The sequence below is a fragment of the Pantoea sp. ME81 genome, assembly GCF_903970985.1.
Classification (GTDB): domain Bacteria; phylum Pseudomonadota; class Gammaproteobacteria; order Enterobacterales; family Enterobacteriaceae; genus Pantoea; species Pantoea communis.
In genome coordinates this window covers 1-16,732 of the sequence record NZ_CAJCKS010000110.1, presented here as the reverse complement: position 1 = coordinate 16,732, position 16,732 = coordinate 1, and the positions used below count along the sequence as shown (strand labels likewise).

17 protein-coding genes and 1 pseudogene are annotated in these 16,732 nt (G+C 53.0%); 5 read left to right on the top strand and 13 right to left on the bottom strand.

Annotated elements, in window-relative coordinates:
- Window positions 1–469, top strand: a 469-nt coding sequence (locus H7A81_RS18275; RefSeq protein WP_182058311.1) for a flavin reductase family protein, incomplete at its 5' end; no start/stop codon positions are given.
- A gap of 36 nt (window positions 470–505) precedes the next feature.
- Here the strand turns inward: H7A81_RS18275 and H7A81_RS18270 are convergent.
- The 10 genes from H7A81_RS18270 to H7A81_RS18225 all read right to left on the bottom strand — a co-directional run bounded on the left by H7A81_RS18270 (window position 506) and on the right by H7A81_RS18225 (window position 9,299).
- A complete protein-coding gene (locus H7A81_RS18270) occupies window positions 506–889 on the bottom strand; it encodes a RidA family protein (RefSeq protein ID WP_058961064.1) in 384 nt (127 codons plus the stop codon).
- 120 nt (window positions 890–1,009) lie between these two features.
- Window positions 1,010–2,077: an ABC transporter ATP-binding protein gene (locus H7A81_RS18265; RefSeq protein ID WP_182058310.1), complete on the bottom strand. Its 1,068-nt coding sequence runs from the start codon at window positions 2,075–2,077 to the stop codon at window positions 1,010–1,012.
- 2 nt (window positions 2,078–2,079) lie between these two features.
- Window positions 2,080–2,904: a carbohydrate ABC transporter permease gene (locus H7A81_RS18260; protein ID WP_182058309.1), complete on the bottom strand. Its 825-nt coding sequence runs from the start codon at window positions 2,902–2,904 to the stop codon at window positions 2,080–2,082.
- A 9-nt stretch (window positions 2,905–2,913) separates the two neighbouring features.
- Window positions 2,914–3,837, bottom strand: coding sequence for a carbohydrate ABC transporter permease (locus tag H7A81_RS18255; RefSeq protein WP_182058308.1), 924 nt, complete (start codon window positions 3,835–3,837; stop codon window positions 2,914–2,916).
- 24 nt (window positions 3,838–3,861) lie between these two features.
- Entirely contained in the window at window positions 3,862–5,133 is a 1,272-nt protein-coding gene (locus tag H7A81_RS18250) for a sugar ABC transporter substrate-binding protein (RefSeq protein ID WP_182058307.1), read from the bottom strand.
- A gap of 25 nt (window positions 5,134–5,158) precedes the next feature.
- Window positions 5,159–6,325 carry a PLP-dependent transferase gene (locus H7A81_RS18245; protein ID WP_182058306.1) on the bottom strand — a complete coding sequence of 389 codons (1,167 nt, stop codon included), beginning with the start codon at window positions 6,323–6,325 and terminating at the stop codon, window positions 5,159–5,161.
- Window positions 6,312–7,022, bottom strand: coding sequence for a FadR/GntR family transcriptional regulator (locus H7A81_RS18240; RefSeq protein ID WP_182058305.1), 711 nt, complete (start codon window positions 7,020–7,022; stop codon window positions 6,312–6,314). The genes H7A81_RS18245 and H7A81_RS18240 overlap by 14 nt, the downstream gene beginning before the upstream one ends.
- A gap of 212 nt (window positions 7,023–7,234) precedes the next feature.
- On the bottom strand, window positions 7,235–7,591 hold the full coding sequence (locus tag H7A81_RS18235) for a cupin domain-containing protein (RefSeq protein WP_045815471.1): 357 nt from the start codon (window positions 7,589–7,591) through the stop codon (window positions 7,235–7,237).
- Window positions 7,592–7,879: 288 nt separating this feature from the next.
- Entirely contained in the window at window positions 7,880–8,647 is a 768-nt protein-coding gene (locus H7A81_RS18230; protein ID WP_034829813.1) for an amino acid ABC transporter ATP-binding protein, read from the bottom strand.
- Between the two features lies 1 nt (window position 8,648).
- The gene (locus tag H7A81_RS18225; RefSeq protein ID WP_058961056.1) at window positions 8,649–9,299 is read right to left on the bottom strand and encodes an amino acid ABC transporter permease; all 651 of its coding nucleotides are present in this window, start codon (window positions 9,297–9,299) and stop codon (window positions 8,649–8,651) included.
- A gap of 288 nt (window positions 9,300–9,587) precedes the next feature.
- On the opposite strand from H7A81_RS18225, the gene H7A81_RS18220 reads away from it, so the two are divergent.
- Genes H7A81_RS18220 through H7A81_RS18210 form a run of 3 tightly spaced genes read left to right on the top strand, consistent with a single transcriptional unit; the run spans window position 9,588 to window position 12,341 of the window.
- The gene (locus H7A81_RS18220; RefSeq protein WP_045833160.1) at window positions 9,588–10,337 is read left to right on the top strand and encodes a transporter substrate-binding domain-containing protein; all 750 of its coding nucleotides are present in this window, start codon (window positions 9,588–9,590) and stop codon (window positions 10,335–10,337) included.
- 51 nt (window positions 10,338–10,388) lie between these two features.
- Complete coding sequence (locus H7A81_RS18215) at window positions 10,389–10,994, top strand: cupin domain-containing protein (RefSeq protein ID WP_160867656.1); 606 nt, start codon at window positions 10,389–10,391, stop codon at window positions 10,992–10,994.
- Between the two features lie 18 nt (window positions 10,995–11,012).
- Entirely contained in the window at window positions 11,013–12,341 is a 1,329-nt protein-coding gene (locus tag H7A81_RS18210) for an FAD-binding oxidoreductase (RefSeq protein ID WP_182058304.1), read from the top strand.
- Window positions 12,342–12,428: 87 nt separating this feature from the next.
- Here H7A81_RS18210 and H7A81_RS27920 read toward each other — a convergent pair whose 3' ends face one another.
- The 3 genes and pseudogenes from H7A81_RS27920 to H7A81_RS18195 form a co-directional block, all read right to left on the bottom strand.
- Window positions 12,429–13,715 (bottom strand): PAS domain-containing methyl-accepting chemotaxis protein, encoded by a 1,287-nt coding sequence (locus H7A81_RS27920; protein WP_058961052.1) that lies wholly within the window; start codon window positions 13,713–13,715, stop codon window positions 12,429–12,431.
- 244 nt (window positions 13,716–13,959) lie between these two features.
- Window positions 13,960–14,142: pseudogene (locus H7A81_RS18200) on the bottom strand (MFS transporter); the annotation flags it as partial.
- Between the two features lie 70 nt (window positions 14,143–14,212).
- Window positions 14,213–15,511: a serine hydrolase gene (locus tag H7A81_RS18195; protein WP_182058303.1), complete on the bottom strand. Its 1,299-nt coding sequence runs from the start codon at window positions 15,509–15,511 to the stop codon at window positions 14,213–14,215.
- A 114-nt stretch (window positions 15,512–15,625) separates the two neighbouring features.
- On the opposite strand from H7A81_RS18195, the gene H7A81_RS18190 reads away from it, so the two are divergent.
- Window positions 15,626–16,528: a LysR family transcriptional regulator gene (locus tag H7A81_RS18190; RefSeq protein ID WP_182058312.1), complete on the top strand. Its 903-nt coding sequence runs from the start codon at window positions 15,626–15,628 to the stop codon at window positions 16,526–16,528.
- Window positions 16,529–16,732: the final 204 nt, after the last annotated feature.

Here is a 16,732-nt window from a genome sequence, read left to right as displayed (position 1 = left end):
CTATCGCGGCGGTATGCGCCAACTGGCGGCGGGCGTCTGCCTGATTACCAGCGCTGATCAACAACAGCCGGGCGGGATGATCGCCACGGCGGTGACGTCGGTCAGCGCTGAACCCCCCACGCTGTTGGTGTGTGTCAATCGCAATGCTTCGATGTTTGAACTGATTCAGCGTAGCGGCCATTTTTGCGTCAACGTATTGGCGGCTGATGCGCTGGGATTAGTGGATATTTTCAGTACCGCAGCGCGTCGTGCGGAACGTTTTGCAACAGGTGAATGGCATCAGGATGCTGAAGGTTCGCCAGTGGCGGCGGATGCGCTGGTGGCGTTTAGCTGCAAATTAGTTAATACCGTTGACTGGCATACGCATGCGATATTTCTTGGCGAGGTGACCCACGTGTCACACCCCAATAGTGATGGGCAACCGCTGTTGTATCACGACCGGGGGTTCCATCAACTCTCAGCGCTGTAACTTAAAGAACGGGAGGGCAAGTGCCTCCCGTTATGTTCAGGGCAACATAATTACCACATCAATTTCCAACAGCAATTCCGGTTCGGCGAGCGCAGAGATCTGAAACAGCGTGCTGGCAGGTAACTCAAGTCCTTCAAAGAAGCGCTGGCGTACCGGATGAATATGCGGCACCAGCGCCAGGTCGGTAACATAAGTGGTGGTACGTACAATCCAGTCACGCTGTGCCCCCAACCCCTCCAGGAGGCGATCGATATTGGCATATACCTGCTCGACCTGCTGCTGCATATCCCCAACGCCGACCACGTTTCCTTCTTCATCCCACGCAACTTGCCCGGTAGGGAATACCGGCGTTCCGGGACGAATTTTGACGTGATTGTAATAGCTGCGCGCCTTCAAACCGGCGGGATTGATAATGCTCATAACGCTCCTTAACCCTGTTTCGTTCGCGAATGTTCTCGCTTCAAGGCTATCACTCGTGCGCGTTGCCGGGTAAAGGTATCCTGGCAACGCCGCATTGCCGCTAAAGCAACACGGCGGCGGTTACAAACGCTTTTGTGACGCGGCATCGAACAGCATCGCACGCGCATAATCCACTTCAACGGCAATCATATCGCCTGCTGCGGCACCGGAACGTTGGGTGGTAAACAGCATCACCTCATGCCCGAATAAGTTGCCGTGGATGAGCTCGGATAAACCGGTGGGTTCGACGAGAGAAACCTCCAGTGGCAGCGCGTGTGGAGAACCTGCTGAAGCCAGTGCGATGTTTTCAGGTCTGATGCCATAAATGACTTCGCGACCTTCAGGCTGATTGGCCCATGCCGGGTTTGCCGGCAGTAGCGCGCTGTCGCCGATGCGCACGCCATTCGGGGTGACAACGCCGTTGATAAAGTTCATCGACGGTGATCCGATAAAGCTGGCGACAAACTTGTTGGCTGGCGTGTCATACAGTTCCAGTGGTGTGCCGACTTGTTGGATAACTCCGTGGTTCAGCACCACAATCCGGTCGGCCAGCGTCATCGCCTCAACCTGATCATGCGTGACATACACGATAGTGTTGTTCATCTGCTGATGCAGGCGTTTAATCTCGACGCGCATCTTGCCGCGCAGTTGTGCATCCAGATTGGAGAGCGGTTCATCAAACAGAAAGACCTGCGGCTGGCGCACGATCGCGCGTCCCATCGCCACACGCTGGCGCTGGCCGCCGGACAGTTCTTTAGGACGACGATCCAGAAGATGTGAAAGATTAAGGATATCCGCCGCTCGCTTCACTTTCTCCTCAATCTCCGCACGCGGACGTTTCTGGATTTCGAGGCTAAAGCCCATGTTGCGTGCCACCGTCAGGTGCGGGTAGAGAGCATAACTCTGAAACACCATTGAGATATCACGATCTTTCGGGGCGACATCATTCATCAGTCGTTTTCCGATGCGGAGATCGCCGCTACTCGCCAGTTCCAGACCCGCAATGGTGCGTAGTAAGGTGGATTTGCCACAGCCGGACGGCCCGACCAACACCACGAACTCACCATCGTTAATCGTGAGGTTGATATCGCGCAGGACTTCAACATTGCCGTAGCGTTTGTCGATCTGCGCCAGTGTAATTTCTGCCATGTTTACCCCTTAACCGCGCCAGCGGTCAGACCCTGAACCAGATATCGTTGAATAAAGGCGAAGAACAGACAGGCAGGAATCAGCGCCATTACGGCGGCTGCCATCATTTCACCCCATGAAACGGCAAATTTGGAGACGAAGCTGAGTAAACCCACCGGGAAGGTCATCACTTCGTTTTTGTTGATCAGCATCAGCGAGAACAGCAGTTCGCTCCATGCCGCGGTAAACACGAAGCCGAGCGTTGCCGCCATTCCCGGTAACGTCAGCGGAACCAGTACCCGATACAGCGCCTGAAAACGTGTGCAGCCCTCCAGCATCGCAGACTCTTCCAGATCTTTGGGAATGGCATCAAAGAATGACTGCATCAAAAAGGTGGCAAACGGGACGTTAAAGGCGGTGTAAATCAGCACCAGACCCAGAAGACTGTTGGTCAGGCCGAGCGGGGCCATCACGCGATAAATCGGGGCGATGATCATCACCAAGGGGAACATCTGTGTGAACAACAGCAGCGCCGCCATCACCATCTTGCCGCGAAAATGGAAACGCGAGAACGCATAACCGGCACCGGCAGCAATCAGCGTGGTCAGGAATGCGGTGCTGAACGAGACAATCAGGCTATTACTGAAGAAGGTGGGGAAATCACTGTCGGTCAGCACTTTTTGGAAGTGGCCTAAGGTGAAGCCGCCCGGCAACAGCGTGACGCCCTGACTGAACAGCAATTGATCCGGCGTGACTGAAATCTTAATGATCCAGTAGAGCGGAAACAGGGCAAACAGCAGATAGACGCCAATACTCAGGCGATGGCCAATCATGGGTAACAGTTTCATTTCGCCTCCTTATTTCAACAGTTGATGACGAATGCGCAGCAGAACCAGCGCGTAGCAGGTCATCAGCAGTAACAGAAATACCGCCATTGCCGAGGCATAGCCAAAATCGAGTTTGCGATAGGCGGTGGTGAAGATGTAGCTGGAGAGAATCGAGGTGGATCCGGCGGGGCCACCGTCGGTCATCACCACGATCAGATCGGCGAAGTTGGCGATCCAGATGGTACGTAGCATTACGGTGATGGCGATCATCGGTGCCAGGAAGGGCAGCGTGACGCGACAGAATTGTTGCCAGCCGCTGGCACCGTCAATCGAAGCCGCTTCATACAGATCTTTCGGGATGGATTGCAAAGCGGCCAGCAGGGTAATGGCAAAAAACGGAATACCAAACCAGACGTTAGCAATGATCGGTCCCCACATGGCCAACTGAGGATCGGACAAGATATTGTATGGCTCGCTCAGTAACCCGAGATCGCTCAGCCACTGTGGTAACGGGCCAACCACCGGGTTAAGCAGCCAGGACCAGGTCAGGCCGGAGAGAAAGGCGGGCACCGCCCAGGGCAGAAACACCAGCGCCTGCACCCAGCGACGAAAACGAAATTCGCGGTTGAGCAGCAGCGCTAACGCCAGACCGAAGAAAAACTGCAACAGCAGTGAGCTGAGCGTCCAGTTCAGCGTGTGACCGAGTGCTTTAAAAAAGCGCCGATCGTCAAACATTTCGGCAAAGTTTTCCCAGCCCACCCACCCGCTATCCATCGGATTGAGCAGATTCATGCTCTGAAACGCGTAGGAAATGCCGATCGCCATCGGCACAAAAATAAACAAGGCGATCAGCAACAGTCCCGGCGAAAGATAAAACCACGGCTCAGCCAGCCGCATCCAGCGCGTGTAGCGCGGGCGCGGTGAGCGGGCATCAAGTGAGGTTTCTAACATCATCATTGTTCTCCGCGCGATCGGTGATTACTGCGTGGCGAGCCAGCTTTTCTGCTCTTTGGTCAAATATTTAGCCCAGTCTTTCACCATGTCTTCGGTGTCGTTTTCACCCAGCAGGGTTTCCTGGCTGCTCTCTTTCACAATCACCGAGTTAAAGTAACCCCAGCCTTTCAGGTGTGTCGGCATGGTCAAAGGCACATAGTTCGGATCGTTTAACTCTTTAAACCAGCCGGCAAACTGCGGTGTTTGATAGAAAGGATCCTGCTCGGCACCTTTATAAATCGGCAGGGTGCCAACAAATTTTGCCCATGCGAGGTTGTTGGTCTTATTACTCAGGAAGGTGATGAGTGGCCAGGCGAGATCTTTTTGTTTGCCCTGTTTAAACATCGCCCAGCCGGTATAACCAATGGTAGGGAAAGCTTTACCCGACGGTCCGACAGGCATCGGTGCAACGGCAAAATCATCGGCGGCCATGCTGTTTTTAATCGCAATCAGCGCATCGGGGTCCTGATCGAGCATGGCGCACTTGCCGGAATAGAAACCGGAGACGATTTCGTTAAAGCCCCAGTTCACACTGTCTTTTGGCGCGCCGCCTTGTTTGTACATGTCGACCAGCAACTGCGCCCCTTTGATCGCCCCTGGCTGAGTCAGAGTACTGTTGCCGGATTTATCGAAGAAATCCGGTGAGCCGTTCATTGCCGCCATAAACATCATCCAGGCGTTGGTGCCGCCGACGCCGCCGCGCATACAGTAGCCGCTGATGCCGTTACCCAACTGGCTGATGCGTTTAGCATCGCTGGCAAACTCATCCATGGTTTTTGGCGGCTCGCTCAATCCGGCCTGCTGGAAGAGTTTCTTATTCCAGAACAGGGCGCGCAGGTAGAAGCCGTAAGGGATCATGGTGGCTTTGCCATTGGCGGCACGCGCCATCGCCAGCGTTTTATCGGTTAACTGGCCGGTGCCATCCCAACTTTTGAGACGTGGTTCCAGATCCTCCAGCATGTTGTTGCTGGCATACAGCCCTTGCCAGGTATCTGGCATTTCCACCACATCGGGCACTTGTCCGCTTTGCAACATGGTGCCTAATTTTTCAAACGCCTGACCCCACGGCAGCGAGATCAGCTCAATTTCCGTGCCGGGATGCTGGGTTTTGTATTCGGTCAGCATCTTCTGCAGCAGTTCAGTGCGGGGCGGGCTGGTAATCACTTCCACCACGGTTAATTTTGCCGCCATACTGCTGAGTGCTGAACCCAATCCAATGGCTAAAACCAGTGCGTTAATCGCAAAACGAGTCGTCATTGCAGCTTCTCCTGGGAGTGAGTGATTATGCGCGGGTTGCGGTAGCCAGCGCCTGTTGCAGGTCGTTCCAGAGGTCTTCGGTCTCTTCCAGCCCAATCGAGATGCGGATCAAACGTGGCGAGACGCCGAAATCAACGGCTGAGTTAAATTCGCTGGCTTGATTGATGACTGAGATGGCGGGCATCACCAGACTTTCGAATCCACCCCAACTCACCCCCATATGGAAATAGTGCAAGGCGTTGCAGAAGGCGGGGATATCGATTTGTTCGGTCACTTCAAACGCAAACAGGCCACTGTAGCCGCGCAGCGATGACCAGGATTTAGGGGCCAAACCGGGATGACATACCGCCGTGATCTGTGGATGGGCACTCAACTTTTGCGCCAGTTCCATGCCGCTTTGGTGATGCTGCTTCATGCGCAGGGGGAGCGTGCGCAGACCACGGATCAGCAATGAGGCTTCATGCGCCGATAGCTTGCCGCCGAGGAAGGGGCTGATGTGGCGTGCGATATTGCCGATGTGCTGTAGACTGGCAATGACCAGGCCGGCCACCACATCACTGTGCCCGCTGATGTATTTCGATGCCGAGTGCACCACGATGTCGATCCCACACAGTAACGGCTGCTGGAAAATCGGCGACGCCCAGCTGTTATCGATAATGGTGACCGCACCAGCATCACGCGCCAGCGTGGCCAGTTTATTCAGGTCCAACTCGCTCATCACCCAACTCACCGGACTTTCCAGGTAGAGCAGGCTGGCACCCGGCAGCGCGGCACGAATTGCCTCTTCATCATCACCATCGACGAACTCGGTGGTGATACCAAAACGCTGGCAGAAGCCACGCAGGAAGCGATACGTATCGGGATAGACGTGATTAACACACACCACTTTTGCGCCGGGTTGCAGCACGCTGAGAATGGCATTGCTGATGGCGGCCATGCCGCTGCCGAACGCCAGGCAAGCCTCGCCCCCTTCCAGTGCGGCAACTTTCTCCTGCAGCGCTCGGACTGTGGGATTATCGACGCGCGAATAGAGCGGTTGATCGCTTTCGCCACGGAAGCGGGCAATCATGCTGTCGTAATCGCTGAAGGTGAACAGTGACGATTGGTAGATCGGCGGGGTGACCGCGCCTTTTTCATGGCGTAAATCATGGGACAAAAGTGTTTGTTGCGAGACCGGTTTATCGTATGGCATTGATGACATCCTTCATGTCGCGTTCAGTGATATCGAGAATTTGATGGCAAATGGCGCGCGCGGCTTCACCATCCCGCTGGCAAATGGCATTGAAGAGATCGCGGTGTAACGGGAAGGAGTCGGCAAACAGTGCCTGCTCCGGTGGCGATTCAAAAAAGGCGTGCATGCTGTCGTAGATGCCGTTGAGCATTTGCAGCAGTAAAGGATTGCCGGAAGCGCGATAAATGCTGGTGTGAAACGCCCAGTCTTCGGCACCGGCTGAGCCGACCGCCAAATGTACGCGCTCCATTTCTATCAATCGCTGTTCGATTTCCAGCAGGTCTTCGGCGCTTGCACGCTGTGCAGCCAGCACACAGGATTCTGATTCGATAATGCGACGGACCTCCAGCGCGTGCAGCATATTGGCGGAGTCATTTTTGAATCGCAGCGAGAGGAAGCTGTCGTTGATGCCGACATCTGCCTGCAAAAACGTGCCGCTGCCTTTCTTACGCAGAATGATGCCCAGTGCTTCCCAGCGTTTTAACGCCTCACGCACGGTGTTGCGGCTCACCCCGAGTTTCTCCGCCAGTTCGCGTTCAGGCGGTAAGCGACTCCCCGGCTGCGCGCCGGATTGCGCCATAAAACGCGTGAGTGCATCAAGAATCAGCGTGTCACTGCGCGGTGTGGTTATCGGTTGAAGCTCAAAAGGGGATTGCATAGCGCTGCCTTAATTGGTCCAACATCTCTACCAATTTCATAGCAAGGCGCGTGCCATTATTTTTATGCATGATTTAATTGACGTTTCTGGGCAGTAATAAGCAGGAGATCTGAGTTTTGTTGGTGCAAGGCGAAAAAATATGCACCGGGATGTCACAGCAAGGATATAAAAAAGGCGCGAATTAACGCGCCATTTATAAATGCGGAAATAAACTAGCTGGCATCAAAAATCACATACAGTTTACGCATCGTGTTTTCAATTACCCAGGTTCCTTCAGTATTGGCTTCGAAGAAAAACGAATCACCCGGTTTAAAATTTAGGGTTGCTTCGCCATCAGGAGTAAATGAACCTGTGCCGTTAAGAAAATGCATAATTTCAGCCTGTTTCACTGAGCGACGATAGGAACCTGCTGCGCATTCAAATATACCCGTATCGATATCTTCTTTGCCGGGAATCACTTTCTGGATACCGGAAAGCGCAATAGTGCCGCTGCCCGGTAAGCCTTCCACGCTGCCCCAGGGTTCCATTGTTTCAATTAACGCCGGCTGTTCAATTTTTTGCACTTTCATCAGTTCTTTTTCCTGTAAGCAGTGACAAATAGCACTCACCACAATGGCAAAGTGCATTGGAGAATAAACTCAATACAGATTAAGCGATTGCAGTAAAACCTGAGGGGACTTATTGCCGTGCGAATAACATATTTGAATGATTATTCGCACGGCTTTGGCAGAAACTTTTGTTTCCTCACCATGCTTCACGCTGCAAGTGGGGGGCGGCGTCCATTCACCCCCGATCAGTCATCTGAGCCGGTTCCAGGCGACGCCTGCCTGCACTTTGAAAGGGGGTGAGAGCGCCGCCTAACTCAGCGTTTGGCAGCATGAGCAGGGCTGCGCAACGGTGTTACCCAGAACACGGCGCAGGAAATCTTGCGTGCGCGCTTCTTGTGGCCGCAGTAACAGGTTGTCAGCGGGACCTTGTTCTACAATCTGTCCACTGTGCAGGAAGCAGACGCGATCGGCCACTTCACGCGCGAACTGCATCTCATGGGTGACCACGATCATGGTCATCCCTTCACGGGCGAGATTGCGCATGACCTGCAGCACTTCACCCACTAATTCGGGATCAAGCGCGGAGGTGGGCTCATCAAATAAGATCGCTTTGGGCTGAAGGGCCAGCGTGCGGGCAATCGCCACGCGCTGTTGCTGTCCGCCAGATAACTGGGCTGGCCATGCGTTGATTTTCTCAGCCAGACCTACCATTGCCAGTAAGTCTTTGGCGCGCTTTTCCGCCACGTTGCGAGATTCACCGTTGACGTGAATCGGACCCTCCATCACGTTTTCCAGCACGCTGCGATGCGGGAAAAGGTTGAAACGCTGAAACACCATGCCAATCTGACGCCGCAGGTCGTTAATGCTCTTGTGCTTGTTGTTGACGCGCTGGCCCAGTACGGTGATATCGCCGCCTTCATAGGTTTCAAGGCCGTTGATGCAGCGCAGTATGGTTGATTTACCTGAACCCGAAGGGCCAATCAGGCAAACCACTTCACCTTCGCTGACCTTGAAACTCACGCCTTTCAGCACCTCAATGGGGCCGAATTTTTTGTGTACCTCATGAATTTCAATCATCTTAAGCCCCTTTCATCTGACGTTTTTCCAGCTTCTTGGTGAGTGCCAGCAGCGGCAGGCAAAGCACCAGATACAGCAGTGCCACCAGCGTGTACACCGTGGTGTTATCGAAGGTTGAGGCAGCAATCAGCTGGCCCTGACGTGTCATTTCCGTCACCGCAATGGTCGAGGCAAGCGCAGAGTCCTTGAGCATCATCACGAGCGTATTGCTGAACGGGGGTAAGGCAACATGGAAAGCCTGAGGCAGCACCACGCGGCGCATGGCTTTGCCATAACTCATGCCCATTGATCGCGCGGCTTCAAGCTGCCCGCGATCAACCGATTCAATGCCGGAACGAAATATTTCTGCGATGTAAGTGGAAAAGCAAAAGGCGATACCAATGACACTGGCCTGAAACGAGGTGAGGGTGATGCCAATATCCGGGAAGACAAAGTAGATATAAAACAGCACCACAATCATCGGCAGACCACGCGTGATATTAATGATGGTGGCGATTGGCCATGAAATGATTTTCCACGGACACATTTTGGCTGCGGCAAAAATCAACCCCAATGGCGTACTGATTATCAGAGACAAAAGGGTGATATAGATCGTCATTTCAGCCCCTTTCAATAAAAAGGGCAGATACTGGTGGATGCTGCTCCAGTCCATTTTGTTCTCCTGGCTTGTAGTGTCACCCTAAAATCAGGCGATAAATTCATTATAATGAATATCGTTGATAGCAAATCGCTGTCAATCTTTACTCTCATGACAGAGATAGCATTTACTTATTACGCTCATACGAACAAGCTATAGGTGTGATATTTAGTGAAATCAAAGGCTTTATTGTTAATTTGTGAGTTGGCGCATTTTCATTAAATAAATCGTTGACAGCAGGTGTGCAATTTTCATTATAGTGAAAAAGAGCATTATCCCTTTCATTGCACCCAGGAGTGAGCCATGTCTGCCATTCGTTCCCCGTTGATGATCCTCGGCCTTACGGCTGCGTTGAGTTTCAATGCCAGTGCAGCGGTGTTAACCGCGGGTTCACCGCCATCGAGTGCACCCACTACCTTTCTCAATACCCAAACGGGCAAGATTGAGGGTTTTATGCCGGATGTGGCCGCAGAAGTGGCTAAACGTGAGCATTTGGACATCCAATACAGCGCAATCCCTTTTTCCACGCTGATACAATCTGTTATTGCCGGAAAGATTGACATGATAGTGGCGGGAATGACACCGACTGAAGAGCGCGCGAAACGTATTACGTTCTCTCAACCGGTGACGGCTTTTGGCGCGGGATTGATCGTGCGGGATGACAATAAAAAAGCGTATAACTCCTGGCAGGATCTTAAGGGTGAAGTGGTAGGCACCATGGCCGGTACCGATTATACCCAAAGCCTGATGGCCAGCGGTATTGCGAAAGAAGTGAAGGTCTACGACAGCCCTGCGGATATGACGCGAGATTTGTCACTGGGTCGCGTGGCGGCCGGATTAAATGACTATCCGATATTAAAAGCGCAGGAAAAAGCCGGTGGACTAAAAGGCATGCATGTAGTGGACGGTTATAAACCGGAGCATGTTTCCCCCATGGCGTTTGGCGTGAAGAAAGGCAACGATGCGTTAATGGCGCAGATCAATAGCGCGTTAACCAGCATGAAAGAGGATGGCACGTTGCAGACGATTAAAACCAAATGGGGCATGCCCTGATTGATGACACCCTTAAGCTCAGCTGACAGGGATGCGAATGGAATTCAGCCGATGAAAAAAGAACCGATCATCAAAGGGGAGTCAGGTGCGCAGGAAGCGGATATCGGCTCCCGCGTAAAACGTGTGCGCAAGGCGCGGAATATGACCATTACTGAACTGGCGCTGCTGGCGAATGTCTCCGCTGGCGCGATCAGTCAGATCGAACGCAATCTGACGAATCCGACAGTGCGTGTGCTGGAACAACTGCGTCTGGTCTTAAAAGTCCCACTTTCGGCCTTTCTGGAAGAGGCCGAAGCTCACACTCGTGGTGCTGAGCATTATGTCCGGCGCGCAGCGGAACGCCCGCACTTTAACGTGGGTAAACAGGGCATTTCTAAACAGATGCTTTCCCCCTCGGGCGACCATGATTTGCAGTTCATGTTCATCAATATCCCGGCAGGCGTGCAGTCCGCTGAGATGTTAATGGGGAAGGGGGAAAAAGCAGGCTTAGTGATGGCGGGTGAACTGACGCTGGAGATTGACGGCGATACCGTGCTTTTGACACCCGGTGACAGTTTTCAATTTCAGAGCCATCTACCGCACAACATTTTTAACCCGACGTCCAGTGACGCCACTGTGTTGTGGATCATGCATATTTCCTCTGAGCAACATTTATAAAGATCAGGATTGAACATCATGCGCATCAACGTGAATACCGTAGCAGACAGTGAAACTTTCCCCAGCGCGGTGGATGTCATCGTCATTGGCGGCGGGATTATTGGTACTTCCGTCAGTTATGAACTGGCAAAGCAGGGCGTTTCCGTGGCGCTGTTTGAAAAAGGCGTGATTGGCGGTGAGCAGTCGGGACGCAACTGGGGCTGGGTCCGCCAGCAGAATCGCGATCTGTATGAGCTGCCGATGGCGATACGCAGTTTGCAGCGTTGGGAAGCGTTGAGCGGCGAAATCGGACTCGATCTTGGCTTTAGCCGCCAGGGAATCACCTACGGCACGCTGAGTGAAGCGGATGTGGCGCGCTGGGAAGCCTGGGGCAAGCAGGCGAAACAAATCGGCTTTGTTAGCCACTTATTGACGGGCAAAGAGACGCGCGAGCGCATTGGTGAACAGGCCCAATGGGTGGGCGGCGTGTGGTCACCGAGCGATGCGCGTGCCGAACCCTCCATGGCCGCACCGGCCATCGCCACGGGTGCTAAAAATTTGGGTGCTTCAGTACATCAAAACTGCGCGGTGCGTGGATTGGATATCAGTGGCGGGCGCGTCACCGGTGTGTGGACCGAGCGCGGCTTAGTGAAAGCGAACCGGGTGATCTGCTGTGGTGGTGCCTGGAGTTCACGTTTCTGCAAACAGTATGGTGTTGAACTGCCGAGCGCCAATATTTTGGGTACAGCGTTTAAAACCACGGTGGCGCCGGAAGTGATTAAAGGGTGTCTGAGCATCGGCGGATTGTGCATTCGCCGTCGTCAGGATGGCAGTTACACCGTGGCACTCTCCGGTCGTGGGCAGATCGACCTGGCTCCGCAAAATATTCGCTATGCCACCAAGTTTTATCCGATGTATCGCAGCAAAATTGCCAAAAAACTCAAAGTGCGCATCAACGGCTCTTTCTTTAATGGTCCGGAAGCCGCGGGTTCCTGGTCGAATCAGAGCTTATCGCCATTTGAAAAGATCCGTGTGCTCGATCCCGCCGGCGATCCGTCGATTGTACAGGAAGCGATGCAACTGCTGGTTCAGTTTTACCCGGAACTTGCCGGGATCAAAGTGGATCATGCCTGGGGGGGCTGGATCGACACCACACCGGACCTGGTACCGGTGATTGATGAGATGGATACGGTGCCGGGCCTGTTTATCGCCTCAGGCTTCAGTGGCCATGGTTTCGGCATCGGTCCTGGAGCGGGCTTATTGTGTGCGCAGATGGTGAATAACCAACCGCTGTTTACGGATGCTGAACCTTACAGTCTGGCGCGCTTTGCCAAAGGTAATGCGATTCGCGAACCGCAGATGATGTAAAAGCGTGCCAGGTACTGACCGATCGTGGCATCGTTAAAAGTGAAAGGCGGCCTTCAGGCCGCCTGAGCATCGCTGATGGGGGATCACTTAAACATCCAGTCGATGAATCACATTCACAAACTCATGTACGCCACTGTTTATTTCTCGCAGGCTGCGTGACAGCACGCTGATTTTATCCTGCTCGGTCACCACGAACTGTTTCACTTCACCTAACTGCTGCTCCATCTGATGAATCAGCATGGCGTTGTGCTCCACGACTTGAGTGATCTTTTTGGTTGCGCTGGAGGTGGAAGCCGCCAGACGCCGCACTTCATCCGCTACCACACTAAATCCACGCCCCGCTTCACCCGCGCGCGCGGCTTCAATCGCGGCATTTAACGCCAGGATATTGGTTTGTGAAGCTATCAGGTTGATGGTTTCCACCACTTCGTTGATGCTTTTCGCCGAGGCATTTAATTGGGTGCCAATATCGGTGGCGGCATTGACCTGCACTGCCACCAGACCGGAGTTGCGGATGGTTTCATCCAGCACTTCGTTGGCGTTATCCGTTATTTGCGAAGTTTGTTCTGAGGTAGTGAGGGCAATATCAGCGACCCGTTTTGCCGCTTCAACCCGCGTGGTGATATCGGAAGCAATTTTGATCACCTTGTACACTTTGCCGTCGGCATCAAACACCGGATTGTAGCTCGCCTCCAGCCAGATACGTTCGCCTGCGGCGGTCTTCCGCTCAAAGCGCCCGACAAAGTGTTGTCCCTTAGCGATTTTGCGCCAGAACTCGGGATTTTCCCGATAAAAGTTATCGAAACAGAACAAGCGATGATGCTGACCGACAATCGTTTTGAGCTCGTAACCCATGTGTGTCAGGAAATTCGCGTTGGCTGTCAAAATATGACCATCGGGCGTGAATTCAATGACGGCCATAGAGCGGTCGAGGGCGGTGATCACTGCCTCTTTATGCTCAAGTTCTTCATGTCGGGCAGTGATATCACTGGCGACTTTAATCACCTTATAGACTTTGCCCTTATCATCGCTCACCGGGAAGTACGTTGCGCTCAGGTAGAAACGTTGGCGTTGTTTATTAAAGCGCTCAAAAATTCCGGTGACGGATTCACCTGAGGCCAGCGTCTGCCAGAAAGCAAAGTACTCCGATGACTGGCTGTAGGCCGGGCTGCAGAAAATGCGATGATGCTGTCCCTGAATCTCATGCAGGCTGTAGCCGGTCACCTCAAGGAATTGCGGATTGGCGCTGAGGATTTCACCGCTGGGCGAAAACTCAATCCATGCCACATGTTGTTTGATTGCATTGATATCTTTGAGTACATCGCCACTTTTATAAAATGGCAGAGAAAGGCTGGATTTCTTCACCCCAAACATGTGTGACCTCAGGCGATATTATGTCATTGAACATAATGCGTGCAGCTTTTGCCGCTCCGCTGAATTTCCTCAGCTGAACACTTTTCTTGCGATGTGCTTCTCTGCGATTACGCAGGCTGGGTGTATTGAGTTTTGATTGCCTGATGTTGTGGTAAACGGACCGGTTACGGTCCGCTTTGATAAAGGTAGCTTAATTATCGGCGCGGTTTCCAGAACATTTAACTAAAATGCATGAAAAAGCGTTTCACTTGCCAGACTGCGGATAAGCAAGGGTTTTCAACCGATCATTTGGTGGTCGCGAGACGATAATGCCAATCACGCCATCCGCGATCAGTGCCACCGCCACCACCAGTAAACCTGAATGATAACTGTGGGTCATATCCTTGAGTTTTCCCAGTACGGGTGGCAATCCCAAACCGACAAATGAGAGGAAAAGTAAACTAATACCCACAAGCAATTTTTCGCGCCACACCCCGTATGGCGCGAATAAATGCGGCTTAATGCAACTGTTGTGCAATCGCGCTGTACATCAGAGCCGCTTCGAGTGGCTGCGCGCTGAAGGAGGGTTCAGCCTGAGGCCAGGTTGACCATTGTACGATGACCAGGTTTTCTGCACGGTTAACCATAATGATTTGCCCATAAATGCCCAGAGCCCAGAGTGAGTGCTTCAGCCCCTCTGCTGCAGTGGGCACGACATGTTGTGCATTGGCGGGGATAGCATTATTCCACCATTGATAACCGTAAATACCCTCCGGATGGGCCGCACTGACAGAGTCTTTTGCCTGTGTCCATGTTGCTGCGTCATTCACCCAATTGTCAGGCAAGATTTGCTGACCATCGGGCAGGCGACCTTCGTTGAGGATAAATTCACCAAAGCGACCCCAATCTTCCAGCGTGGCGTTGAAACCATGAGCACCCACGTCATGCTTTCCTGATTGGTAAGCATGCCAGACGCCATCACTGGCCATGCCATTGGGTTGCCATACGGTTTGCTGCAGGTAAGCCGCCAATGACATGCCTGTTGCCCGTTCCAGCACATCCCCCAACAACCATGCGCCACCGGAAGAGTAAGACCACTGTTCACCCGCAGGATGCGCGCGTTTCAGATGAGAGACGATATTACGCACACAGGCATAGGCGCCAGCTTGCGCTTCGCACTGGGTCAACTGCGCAAAGTCAGAGTTCGGATTGGTGTAATCCTCATTCCATGCCACGCCGGAAGTGTGCTGGATGAGTTGTTTAAGGGTTACGCCATCCCATGCGGTTCCCTTCAGTTCGGGTTCATATTCAGTGATGTTGTCATCCAGTGAATGAATTTTTCCCTGCTTGATGGCGATGCCCACCAGTGTAGACACCACCGATTTACCCACTGAGCGCGAGGTCCACAGGGTGGTGTCGGTATTACCTTCGGCAAAATATTTGTAGGCGACTTTGCCGTTTTTCAGCACCAGCATGCCCGCGACATTTTCACGTTTTAAGTAATCAGCGAGGTGATAGGTGTGGCCATTAACCTGATACTGCGCATCGACTAACAGGTTATTGGCACGCGCCAGTGGCTTCGCTTGCCCATGATGAAACACATCTCCCGCATAATTTCGGTAATCATTACGGAAACCGACTACTCGATCTTTTTGAATCCAGCTCAGCATCTGGTGAGGTTCAGGTAACTGATGATCAAAGGGTGCAGGACAGGGCGTGAGCGCCACGCCATCGCACTCTGTCGCAGCAGTTGCATAGCTACTCACAGCTAGTGAGAGAGAAAACAGCAGGGGTTTAATCACGGTGTGACGTTGCATGAAAAGTGCCTTTGTAGTGCAGTTAAGAGTGCGGCGAGTATAGAAATCTATGGGGCGAGGTTAAAATCACCCCATGGGGGAAATTCCCCCCAAATGTTAGACATAGGATTTCAGATGAATGCGCTGCGCTATTCCTTTTCACAAATTGAAGCCTTTGCGGCGATTGCAGAGTTCGGCACGGTTTCCCGTGCAGCAGAGAAACTGAGGAAAGATCGCACCACCGTGCGCGATCTCATCGATTACCTGGAGGATGCCCTTGGCTACTCGTTGTTTGAGCGTGAAGGGCGCAAATTGGTGCTGACATCCAGGGGGGAGCAGTTACATCGTCAGGCGCATTTGCTGGTACGTCAGGCACATGCATTTGAAGCTTTCGCGCAGACCTTGCCGGAGTCGCGCATGCAGCAAATCACGCTGGTGTATGACCCTTTTGTCCCGCAGTTATTTTTGCAGGCTTTCATCAGTGAGTGCAGCAGGGCGCAGGTGCAATTAAGTCTCTGGTGTGCTTCGCGTTTCGAAGCTGAGAGTGCCCTAAAATCGGGCAAGGCCGACCTGGCAATTTGTCAGGCAGTGAATCGTTCGTTGGGTAATGAGATGGAGTGGAGCGCGTTAGGTGCCATTGAACTGAACTTTTATGCAGCGACAGCATTGTTCACTCATCAAGCTTCACCTCTGACGTTGCTAAACCTCGCCCTGGAACCGCAATTGGTGATGCATGCGCATGCTGATGAACAAATCACGCACCGTCTGCAAATTTCGGGACAGTCACTGTTTGTGAACGAGCGAACCATGTTGCAGTCTCTGATGGAGCAGGGGCAAGGTTGGGGATTTCTACCGACGCATTTTCAGGCGCAGAAATGGCATCAGGTGCAAGTTTTGCCAACTGAGGTGGGCCATCAGGGACTCAATATTACTCTGGTGGCATTGTGGGCGCCGGGAGCGAGAAGGCACCAGGTCGTCAATGATGTGGTGGTTAAATTGCAACGGCTGTGGCTGCAGTACGGAGCATGCTCTTCCTGATGAGAGCCGTGAGTGGCGCACCACGGCTCTGAGGATAGCATCAGGGCAGCGACTTAGCGGATTCTACAATCTCAACCGGCCCATGGTTATCGCAATGATCACCGTGTGGATGATGCAGATGCCCATCAACCAGGTAGTCCACATGGTCGCCATGCGGTACGGCTTCATGCCCACATCCCGGCCCATGAACATGTCCCGGTTCAT

What these genes read in the sequence shown, in the direction of transcription:
- H7A81_RS18210 (WP_182058304.1), top strand. Translation starts at nt 11,013, where the DNA reads ATGCGCATCAACGTGAATACCGTAGCAGACAGTGAAACTTTCCCCAGC.
- H7A81_RS18195 (WP_182058303.1), bottom strand. Translation starts at nt 15,511, where the DNA reads ATGCAACGTCACACCGTGATTAAACCCCTGCTGTTTTCTCTCTCACTA.
- H7A81_RS18230 (WP_034829813.1), bottom strand. Translation starts at nt 8,647, where the DNA reads ATGATTGAAATTCATGAGGTACACAAAAAATTCGGCCCCATTGAGGTG.
- H7A81_RS18255 (WP_182058308.1), bottom strand. Translation starts at nt 3,837, where the DNA reads ATGATGTTAGAAACCTCACTTGATGCCCGCTCACCGCGCCCGCGCTAC.
- H7A81_RS18250 (WP_182058307.1), bottom strand. Translation starts at nt 5,133, where the DNA reads ATGACGACTCGTTTTGCGATTAACGCACTGGTTTTAGCCATTGGATTG.
- H7A81_RS27920 (WP_058961052.1), bottom strand. Translation starts at nt 13,715, where the DNA reads ATGTTTGGGGTGAAGAAATCCAGCCTTTCTCTGCCATTTTATAAAAGT.
- H7A81_RS18260 (WP_182058309.1), bottom strand. Translation starts at nt 2,904, where the DNA reads ATGAAACTGTTACCCATGATTGGCCATCGCCTGAGTATTGGCGTCTAT.
- H7A81_RS18265 (WP_182058310.1), bottom strand. Translation starts at nt 2,077, where the DNA reads ATGGCAGAAATTACACTGGCGCAGATCGACAAACGCTACGGCAATGTT.
- H7A81_RS18235 (WP_045815471.1), bottom strand. Translation starts at nt 7,591, where the DNA reads ATGAAAGTGCAAAAAATTGAACAGCCGGCGTTAATTGAAACAATGGAA.
- H7A81_RS18215 (WP_160867656.1), top strand. Translation starts at nt 10,389, where the DNA reads ATGAAAAAAGAACCGATCATCAAAGGGGAGTCAGGTGCGCAGGAAGCG.
- H7A81_RS18270 (WP_058961064.1), bottom strand. Translation starts at nt 889, where the DNA reads ATGAGCATTATCAATCCCGCCGGTTTGAAGGCGCGCAGCTATTACAAT.
- H7A81_RS18240 (WP_182058305.1), bottom strand. Translation starts at nt 7,022, where the DNA reads ATGCAATCCCCTTTTGAGCTTCAACCGATAACCACACCGCGCAGTGAC.
- H7A81_RS18225 (WP_058961056.1), bottom strand. Translation starts at nt 9,299, where the DNA reads ATGGACTGGAGCAGCATCCACCAGTATCTGCCCTTTTTATTGAAAGGG.
- H7A81_RS18220 (WP_045833160.1), top strand. Translation starts at nt 9,588, where the DNA reads ATGTCTGCCATTCGTTCCCCGTTGATGATCCTCGGCCTTACGGCTGCG.
- H7A81_RS18190 (WP_182058312.1), top strand. Translation starts at nt 15,626, where the DNA reads ATGAATGCGCTGCGCTATTCCTTTTCACAAATTGAAGCCTTTGCGGCG.
- H7A81_RS18245 (WP_182058306.1), bottom strand. Translation starts at nt 6,325, where the DNA reads ATGCCATACGATAAACCGGTCTCGCAACAAACACTTTTGTCCCATGAT.